10 protein-coding genes and 1 pseudogene are annotated in these 7,288 nt (G+C 46.1%); 3 read left to right on the top strand and 8 right to left on the bottom strand.

Going from position 1 to position 7,288, the window contains the following annotated elements:
* A pseudogene (locus tag B3182_RS03700) lies at nt 1-414 on the top strand (phosphoribulokinase); the annotation flags it as partial.
* Nucleotides 415-498: 84 nt separating this feature from the next.
* Here B3182_RS03700 and B3182_RS03695 read toward each other — a convergent pair.
* From B3182_RS03695 to B3182_RS03685, 3 genes are read right to left on the bottom strand one after another with little or no spacing between them, the layout of a single operon-like run.
* A complete protein-coding gene (locus B3182_RS03695) occupies nt 499-1,428 on the bottom strand; it encodes a biotin-dependent carboxyltransferase family protein (RefSeq protein ID WP_292353927.1) in 930 nt (309 codons plus the stop codon).
* Entirely contained in the window at nt 1,425-2,117 is a 693-nt protein-coding gene (gene pxpB / locus B3182_RS03690) for a 5-oxoprolinase subunit PxpB (protein ID WP_292353929.1), read from the bottom strand. Before pxpB ends, B3182_RS03695 begins: the two co-directional genes overlap by 4 nt.
* Nucleotides 2,117-2,890: a 5-oxoprolinase subunit PxpA gene (locus tag B3182_RS03685; RefSeq protein ID WP_292353932.1), complete on the bottom strand. Its 774-nt coding sequence runs from the start codon at nt 2,888-2,890 to the stop codon at nt 2,117-2,119. The genes pxpB and B3182_RS03685 overlap by 1 nt, the downstream gene beginning before the upstream one ends.
* A 363-nt stretch (nt 2,891-3,253) precedes the next feature.
* Between B3182_RS03685 and B3182_RS03680 the strand changes: the two genes are divergently transcribed.
* Entirely contained in the window at nt 3,254-3,826 is a 573-nt protein-coding gene (locus tag B3182_RS03680) for a hypothetical protein (protein ID WP_292353934.1), read from the top strand.
* A gap of 29 nt (nt 3,827-3,855) precedes the next feature.
* Nucleotides 3,856-4,398 carry a cytochrome b gene (locus tag B3182_RS03675; protein WP_292353936.1) on the top strand — a complete coding sequence of 181 codons (543 nt, stop codon included), beginning with the start codon at nt 3,856-3,858 and terminating at the stop codon, nt 4,396-4,398.
* Nucleotides 4,399-4,468: 70 nt separating this feature from the next.
* Here B3182_RS03675 and B3182_RS03670 read toward each other — a convergent pair whose 3' ends face one another.
* From B3182_RS03670 to B3182_RS03650, 5 genes are all read right to left on the bottom strand, one after another.
* A complete protein-coding gene (locus B3182_RS03670; RefSeq protein ID WP_292353938.1) occupies nt 4,469-5,461 on the bottom strand; it encodes an alpha/beta fold hydrolase in 993 nt (330 codons plus the stop codon).
* Between the two features lie 71 nt (nt 5,462-5,532).
* A complete protein-coding gene (locus tag B3182_RS03665) occupies nt 5,533-5,991 on the bottom strand; it encodes a DUF4112 domain-containing protein (protein ID WP_292411245.1) in 459 nt (152 codons plus the stop codon).
* Between the two features lie 86 nt (nt 5,992-6,077).
* Nucleotides 6,078-6,215 carry a hypothetical protein gene (locus B3182_RS03660; protein ID WP_292353942.1) on the bottom strand — a complete coding sequence of 46 codons (138 nt, stop codon included), beginning with the start codon at nt 6,213-6,215 and terminating at the stop codon, nt 6,078-6,080.
* 160 nt (nt 6,216-6,375) lie between these two features.
* Nucleotides 6,376-6,705 carry a DUF3240 family protein gene (locus tag B3182_RS03655; RefSeq protein WP_292353944.1) on the bottom strand — a complete coding sequence of 110 codons (330 nt, stop codon included), beginning with the start codon at nt 6,703-6,705 and terminating at the stop codon, nt 6,376-6,378.
* On the bottom strand, nt 6,702-7,288 hold a 587-nt coding region (locus B3182_RS03650), incomplete at its 5' end, for an efflux RND transporter permease subunit (protein ID WP_292751603.1). The genes B3182_RS03650 and B3182_RS03655, both read right to left, overlap by 4 nt.

Genomic DNA, 7,288 nt, shown 5'->3' with positions numbered 1-7,288 from the left:
GTGGTGCCGGTTATCAATATCGAATGGATTCAAAAAATCAAACGTGACTGCGCCAATCGTGGCTATTCGCAGGATGCCGTAGTGGACGTCATCCTCAAACGGATGCCAGATTATATTCACCATATAACACCACAATTTTCCCGTACCCATATCAACTTCCAGCGGGTGCCACTCATCGATACGTCCAACCCTTTTGTGATGCGTGAAATACCGACCGCGGATGAAAGTCTGTGTGTGATCCGTTTCAAGAACCCGCAAGTGGCGGATTTTCCCTATTACCTGTCGATGCTGAAAGACTCGTTCATGTCACGTCCCAACAATATCGTGGTGCCTGGCGTCAAGATGGGCCTGGCGATGGAAATCATTCTGACACCGTTCGTCGAAAGGATAATGGAGAAACGCAAGCGAGGTTAAAGATGTTGTAACGGTCATTGAGAGAACGTTTCAGATGGGAATGTTCTGATTATGAAACGATATGAATTTTTATCGACTGGATACTTACACACCAAAAAACCGATAGAAATAACGCAGTTTTTCCTGAGCTTCTTCCAGCGAAATCTGGGTAAATCTCACTTCGGTATGGGCTTGTTGCTGGGCCAGTAAAAACGCATCAAGTACAAACAAGGTGCCAACTTTGGGATAGCCGCCCATGGTCTGACGATCTTTCAGCAAGATGATTGGCTGACCATCAGGGGGCAGTTGAATGGTGCCGTAGGGGATGCCTTCGGAAATAATGCCTTGTACATTAGGCATTATCGGCTCGCCTTCCAGTCTTATCCCCATGCGATCGCTTTGCGTCGAAATCCGATAGGTCCAGTGATAAAGCTTTTCCAGTTCGGCTTCGTCAAATTGATCAGTTTGTTCGTTGGGAATGACGCTGAGAATTAAAGAGCGCTGGTAATCGGGGATAAATAAGGGTGGTACATGCGTTGTCAGTTTTGGTTTGTGTTGACTGCATGGCAAAAAGTCATCGGCTTTTAACGGATTGCCGTAACCGTCAATGCCGCCGATTTTTTCTCGCATGACCGTCGCGACAGAGCCAAAGCTGGGTTGTAACTCAAAACCATCCTGTATTGCTAGGTAGCTGCGTATTCCTGAAGAGGCATGGGCAAAACTCAGTTTATCGCCCAGCTTGAGGGTATGCGTCTGCCAGTTTTCAATGGGTTGGTTATTGAGAGTGGCGTTCATCTCGGCGCCGGTTATGGCGATATTGGTATTAGCTAATACTTCAAGTTGTAAACCACCAAAACATATCTCCAACGCAGGAGTATTAGAGCGGTTATTAAGTAAGCGGTTTGCCCATAAAAAAGCATGTTCATCGGCAGCACCGCCGGGGGAGAGTCCGATATGTTGATAGGCAAAGCGTCCCAAATCCTGCACCAGCGTTAAAATGCCGGGTTTGAGCACTTTTAAACCCGGCTGCGTCATTCGAGCTGGCCTCCTGCCAACAGAAATTCTGCTTTACTGACAGAGACAAATTTCACTCTGTCGCCGGGGCGCACCGGGCATAATTTCGGGCTGTGACGATCAAACATTTTCATCGTCGTACGTCCCAGAATATTCCAGCCACCAGGTGTACTGATCGGATAAACCGCTGTTTGTTGATCGGCAATGGCAACTGAACCAGCTGCAACATGAGGCCGTGGTGTTGTCAGTCTTGGTGTGGCAAGTTGGTCCGATACATTGCCCATATAAGCAAAGCCAGGTGCAAAGCCAATGGCAAAGATTTGATAAATGGTTTCACTATGCCGGTGAATAACGTCATCAATGCTGATTTGATGATAGTCGGCAACATGTTGTAAATCAGGCCCCACATCGGGGTGATACCACACCGGAATCTCAACCAGATTACCCATTTCGTTAGGGCTGATATTCAAGTTAGCAAGATGCTGCTGAATTTTATCCTGAATACTGGGGAAGTCATTTTTTCGTGGATCATAACAAAGCATCAGGGTGGTATAGCTTGGCACCAAGCCACGAATTTCTTCCTGAAATTCTTTTTGCAGCCGTTTAGTGGCAGCACGAATGATGGGGACCAGATCCGTATTGATCTGATCACCAAACCGGATTAACACGGCATCCGGTCCAGCATGTTCAATATGAAACTCGAGTTTCATCAGCAGCGATATAGTTTGTTGAAGGAGTTGCGGATATGTCGAACAGCCTTAACCGATTCAGCGTTATCGCCATGTACACATAAAGTGTCAGCATCGAGCTTTAATCGCTGACCATTTCGGCTGATGACGCTACCTTCGGTGGCCAGCAATAACGCCTGTTCAAGGATTTGCTGTTCTGAATGATAAACAGCGCCTTCCTGAGTGCGGGCGCGCAGCTGGCCGTTATTCTCATAGGCACGATCAGCATAGGCTTCGAATAGTAATTTGATACCAAACTCTGCAGCAATCGATTCAGTTTTACGATTATCAGTGGAGGCCAGCACCATCAAGGGCAAGTTGCTATCGTAAGAGGTAATGGCCTCAAGTACTGCACGCAGAATATCGGGATCTCGCATCATATCGTTGTAGAGCGCGCCATGTGGTTTGACATATTCAACACGAGAATCATGTGCCCGGCAGATGCCATCCAAAGCGCCAATCTGATATTGCACCATGGAAATAATTTCCAGTGGTGTGCATTGCATGCTGCGACGGCCAAAGCCAATCAAATCGGGATAACTTGGATGGGCGCCAATTTGTGTTTTGGCTTGTTTCGCCAACAGGACGGTTCGGGTCATGGTGACGGGATCAGAAGCATGAAAGCCACAGGCGATATTGGCCATATCCACCAGGGGCATAATCTGTTCATCCATCCCCATAGACCACGGCCCGAGACTCTCGCCCATATCACAGTTCAATAGCAGTTTTTTGATTGGGAGTTGGCGTTGGTTCATGGTTCAGTTGGTTCAGTAAATGAAACGGTAGGTAAAGGATACACCCTATTTTTAACGACAGTAATTTGTCTTGGTTAGCAGTAAGCTTCAATAGCAGTTATGCTTATTTAAGGGAATGGTTCCTGTGATAAGAACTTATAAAAACCTTACATGTCACAGGTTTTATTCGTTTGGCGGCAGCTCTCACATAATAAGACTAAACCAGCGTGAGTGAGTAATGCGTGTATGTTAGCCAAACGTTTGCAGACCCTAAGCAGTGAAATAGCAAAGGGTTATATAAATGGAGAGAGTAGTAGACGTCCACCAGACGGAACTGTTTTCTGTTCGAAATAATTAATCAATAATAATTGAGGGCAGGTGCTTATGGTATCCAATGATCTTAATAATAGCTCTACGCCTAACTGGGCCAGTATTCTTGGCGTAGTGGCGATCATGCTTGGTGTGTTTCTGACAGCCATGCATGGTACCGAGATAATGAAACAATATGTTATGACATCAAATATGCCGGTATCGGGCGAAATGCCAGAAGCCGATTGTCCTTTGGAAGAACTTGAAGAAGAAGGTATCAGTGTTGCTGAATGTGAATACCTTGTTGCTCATGTTCAGGGAGTCGCTTTATCTACACCAGACTGGTTCCCATCAACGATGATGACGTTGGCAGCGGCTGGTACATTACTGGCTTTTGCCTCAGTCATAATTGGTGGCGCTTTGGTGAATTACACCCCTTGGTCTTCTGCTGCCGCGGTGGTGGTGTTTATCGGACTGGCAGTGGTTGACTTGTTGCAATTTTCTGCTGTCGTGAGTACCGGACCTATCTTGCGGGATATGTACCTATGGAGCATTTTGCTGTGGTTTATTCTGCACTTGATGTTGCTGGTCGGTGCTATCGCAGGAAGACATACGGAAGCGGCGCGCGTTAATCGCGAAGTTGCCTGATTCTTAAAATAATTTAGTTGGAAGACATTATGCAAAGACAAGGTTTTAACAGAGCGGTCGTTGTTATTCATTGGCTACTGGCCGTTTCGATATTTTTTCTCTTTATTTCCAGCTGGTGGATGATGGGGCTGCCATTACCATCGCAAGAGTTACAATTCCGGGCTTTTCCATTCCAATTACATAAAAATATTGGTCTGACGCTGGTGGTATTGCTAATTATTATGCTGTACGTGCGATTTAAATATCCGCCTGCACCGCCCTCGGCCCAAGATATGACGCCGTGGATGCATAAGTCAGCGATTCTGGCGCACATTGCCATGTACGGTCTGATCTTTTTTGTCTGTATCAGTGGTTATCTCTCTTCGGCGCATACCAAGTGGGATACCGAAGTGTGGTGGTTATTTACCTTGCCACGCATTGCTGAAGCCAACGAAGATATGAATGAATTCTGGGGTGAGTTACACACTTACTCAGCATGGATTCTGTTGGCATTAGTTGCTGTGCATGTCAGTGGGGCGATTTACCATTCGTACCGAAATGACGGCATTATCAGACGCATGATGCGTTGGTAAGAATTGCTGTAATGCAAAAAATTGAAGGGCCGCTTTGCGGCCCTTTTTTTGTAACCGTCAACAGGGATTTTCAGTATCGGCGTAAGTTTTCAAGCAATGTCTGGTGAAATTTATCAGGCGTCTGAATTTGTGGTGAATGCCCCAACTCTTTAAAAGTGATCAAAGTGGCATCCGGTATTTGATCAGCCACTTGCTGGCTGATTTTTGGGTAGTTACCCAGCTCAGATTGTTTGTCTTTTGGTGCCAGGTTTTTACCAACCGCTGTATTATCCTGTTCGCCTATCAGCAATAAAGTTGGCACTTGCAGATTTTTAAATTCATACACTACTGGCTGAGTCAGAATCATGTCGTAGGTCAGCGCTGAGTTCCAGGCGACAATTTCCTTTCCCGGGCCACGGAACATGCCGGCCTGCATCTCCACCCACTGATCGTATTCAGGCTGCCAGGTTCCTGCGTAATAGGTATTTTTTTGATAATTACGAATGCTCTCTGCATTGGTTTTCAGGGCATTTTGAAACCAGCCATCAATTTCACGATAGGGCACCCCTTTAGCCAGCCAGTCCTCAAGGCCTATGGGATTTACCATCACTAACTGCTGAACCTTGTCAGGGTTTAACAAAGCATGACGAGTGGCCAGCATACCGCCCATTGAATGGCCCATAACCGAATAACGCTCAACAGCTAAATGATCGAGTAAAGCGCTGGTGTTGGCGGATAATTGATGAAAGCTGAATTGATAATGCTCAGGTTTACTCGATTTACAGAAGCCGACTTGATCCGGCGCGATAACACGATAGCCATTCTCTGTCAGGAATTGAATAGTGCCTTCCCAAGTGGCTGCGCAGAAGTTTTTGCCATGCAGCAGTACCATTGTCTGACCATTGGGTGTTTCAGGCTGAATATCCAGAAAGGCCATCTCAAGTGACTGACCTTGTGAATCAAACTGGAAATAGTCAACGGTAAATGGATACTCAAAACCTTCCAGTCTGGGGCCGTAATGATTTTCCGTGGCCAGAACCGGCAAAGTGAACATCATCAAAGCGATGCAAAGCAGGCGAGACATAAACATTTTCTCCATAAACAGGATCGAGATCGATAATGGGTATCGATGCGAATACCCTCAGTTTTTTGACTCTAGCTATTTATAGCTGCTGCGATCAAACCAATTATCCAGCCAATCAATGCGATCATCAGCACCAGGATGCCCAGTAACACGGCTAGAAAGACAATATTCTCCAGCAGCGATTTTCGATAAACCTTTTCAGGCTGTTGTTGATAATCGTTCAGTAATGTCGCATTGCGTTTATTAGCTTTCCAGACAAAATCAAACACGTCGCCGGCAAGCGGTATCGCACCCAGAACCGTATCTATCATCATATTGATGATCATCCTGCCCAGAATCATTCGTGGCACGCCTATTTGGTGAGCTTTGTAGATAATGACGCTGGATAATAGTCCCCCTATAAAATCACCTATGCCAGGAATCAGTCCTATAAAACCGTCCAGTCCAATTTTATAGCCCCCCGGAAGGGTAATGCTCTCATCAAGAAACCAACTTAAACGCTCTACAAAACGACTTTTTGTTTTCATCATTCGATATCCTTTCTCTTAGGGGCTTATTGATGATACGCATATTTTAATGAGGATTTAAGCTTGACCAGTTCACCAGCAACTTTTGCTTATTCAATAATGGTGACATGTTTCCATACAGGCGGTTTGATGTCCCGTATCATCGCCTGAATGGCAATTTTTAATGTGGCTAACTGGTTAGCATACGGTAATAAAATTGCCAGTGTGACATCTTCTGTAATCACCACAGTCTAAGAGAGTCCAATTGAGTTTGGACACCCACACAGCAATCATCCTATCTGCACCAACATGGTATTTATTGAGAAACCAGGCAATAAATGATGACGGTTAGCTTTCACCAATTAAGGTTTGAGGAATGTGTTTTTGATCAAGCATCAATAAATTTTATTAGCCTTCGATCCTGCCGAAATTACTCACAGCTTGTTGCCAATAGGTGATGTCACGGCCCACTGCCTCGGCCAGTCCAGCGAGAATGAGAGGGATAAACGACTCATTGACAATCAATTCGTATTGAGAACGCTTGCGCCTACCCGAAACCTGCTCAGCCACGCTGAGTCCTTGATGCTGGCCATGACCGTAAACTGTATAGGAGGTGAAACCGACTATCTGCTCAATGGAAAGCAGGTAATCAACCAGATCTTCCTCTAGTTCCGGCGCAACATTGAGCATCAGTATGCAGATTTCCTCGTTATCTTTTTCAATAGTTGATGTGTTCATACACTGTCTCCCGAGCTGTTGAGGGGACGATGAAATGCCTTATAAATAATTGGCAGCATGAAAAGTGTCAGCAGAGTAGAGCTAATCAGTCCGCTGATCACTACAATCGCGAGAGGGCGCTGAATCTCTGATCCAGGACCGGTGGCCAGCAGCAATGGCACCAGCCCGAAAGCACAGATCGTGGCCGTCATCATCACTGGACGCAGTCGACGGAGAGCCCCCTCGGTTACGACCGTAGCAATATCCAGACCTTTGGCTCGTAACTGATTGAAGTAAGTCATCATTACCACGCCGTTCAATACTGCAATACCCAGCAGGGCGATGAATCCCACCGATGCTGGCACAGAAAGAAACTCACCCGTCACCCACAAACCGATCAGCCCGCCTGTCAGGGCAAAAGGAATGTTAGACAGAATGATTAGCGTCTGTTTAATGGAATGGAACGTCAAAAATAGCAACAGTGCGATCAATGCAAGTGCAAGTGGCACCACGAGCATTAGACGTGCGGCCGCGCGCTGTTGATTTTCGAACTCACCGCCCCATTCCAAACGGTATCCATCGGGCATCTCGACATTATCTGCTA

This window comes from Methylophaga sp. UBA4204 (assembly GCF_002379485.1).
In the GTDB taxonomy this organism is placed as follows: Bacteria; Pseudomonadota; Gammaproteobacteria; order Nitrosococcales; family Methylophagaceae; genus Methylophaga.
Note: the sequence above shows the minus strand (reverse complement) of the source record. Positions and strands in the feature narration are given on the sequence as shown.

Excerpts from the sequence above, each read along its gene's own strand:
- B3182_RS03695 (WP_292353927.1), bottom strand. The coding sequence starts at position 1,428 with ATGACGCAGCCGGGTTTAAAAGTGCTCAAACCCGGCATTTTAACGCTG.
- pxpB (WP_292353929.1), bottom strand. The coding sequence starts at position 2,117 with ATGAAACTCGAGTTTCATATTGAACATGCTGGACCGGATGCCGTGTTA.
- B3182_RS03685 (WP_292353932.1), bottom strand. The coding sequence starts at position 2,890 with ATGAACCAACGCCAACTCCCAATCAAAAAACTGCTATTGAACTGTGAT.
- B3182_RS03680 (WP_292353934.1), top strand. The coding sequence starts at position 3,254 with ATGGTATCCAATGATCTTAATAATAGCTCTACGCCTAACTGGGCCAGT.
- B3182_RS03675 (WP_292353936.1), top strand. The coding sequence starts at position 3,856 with ATGCAAAGACAAGGTTTTAACAGAGCGGTCGTTGTTATTCATTGGCTA.
- B3182_RS03670 (WP_292353938.1), bottom strand. The coding sequence starts at position 5,461 with ATGTCTCGCCTGCTTTGCATCGCTTTGATGATGTTCACTTTGCCGGTT.
- B3182_RS03665 (WP_292411245.1), bottom strand. The coding sequence starts at position 5,991 with ATGATGAAAACAAAAAGTCGTTTTGTAGAGCGTTTAAGTTGGTTTCTT.
- B3182_RS03655 (WP_292353944.1), bottom strand. The coding sequence starts at position 6,705 with ATGAACACATCAACTATTGAAAAAGATAACGAGGAAATCTGCATACTG.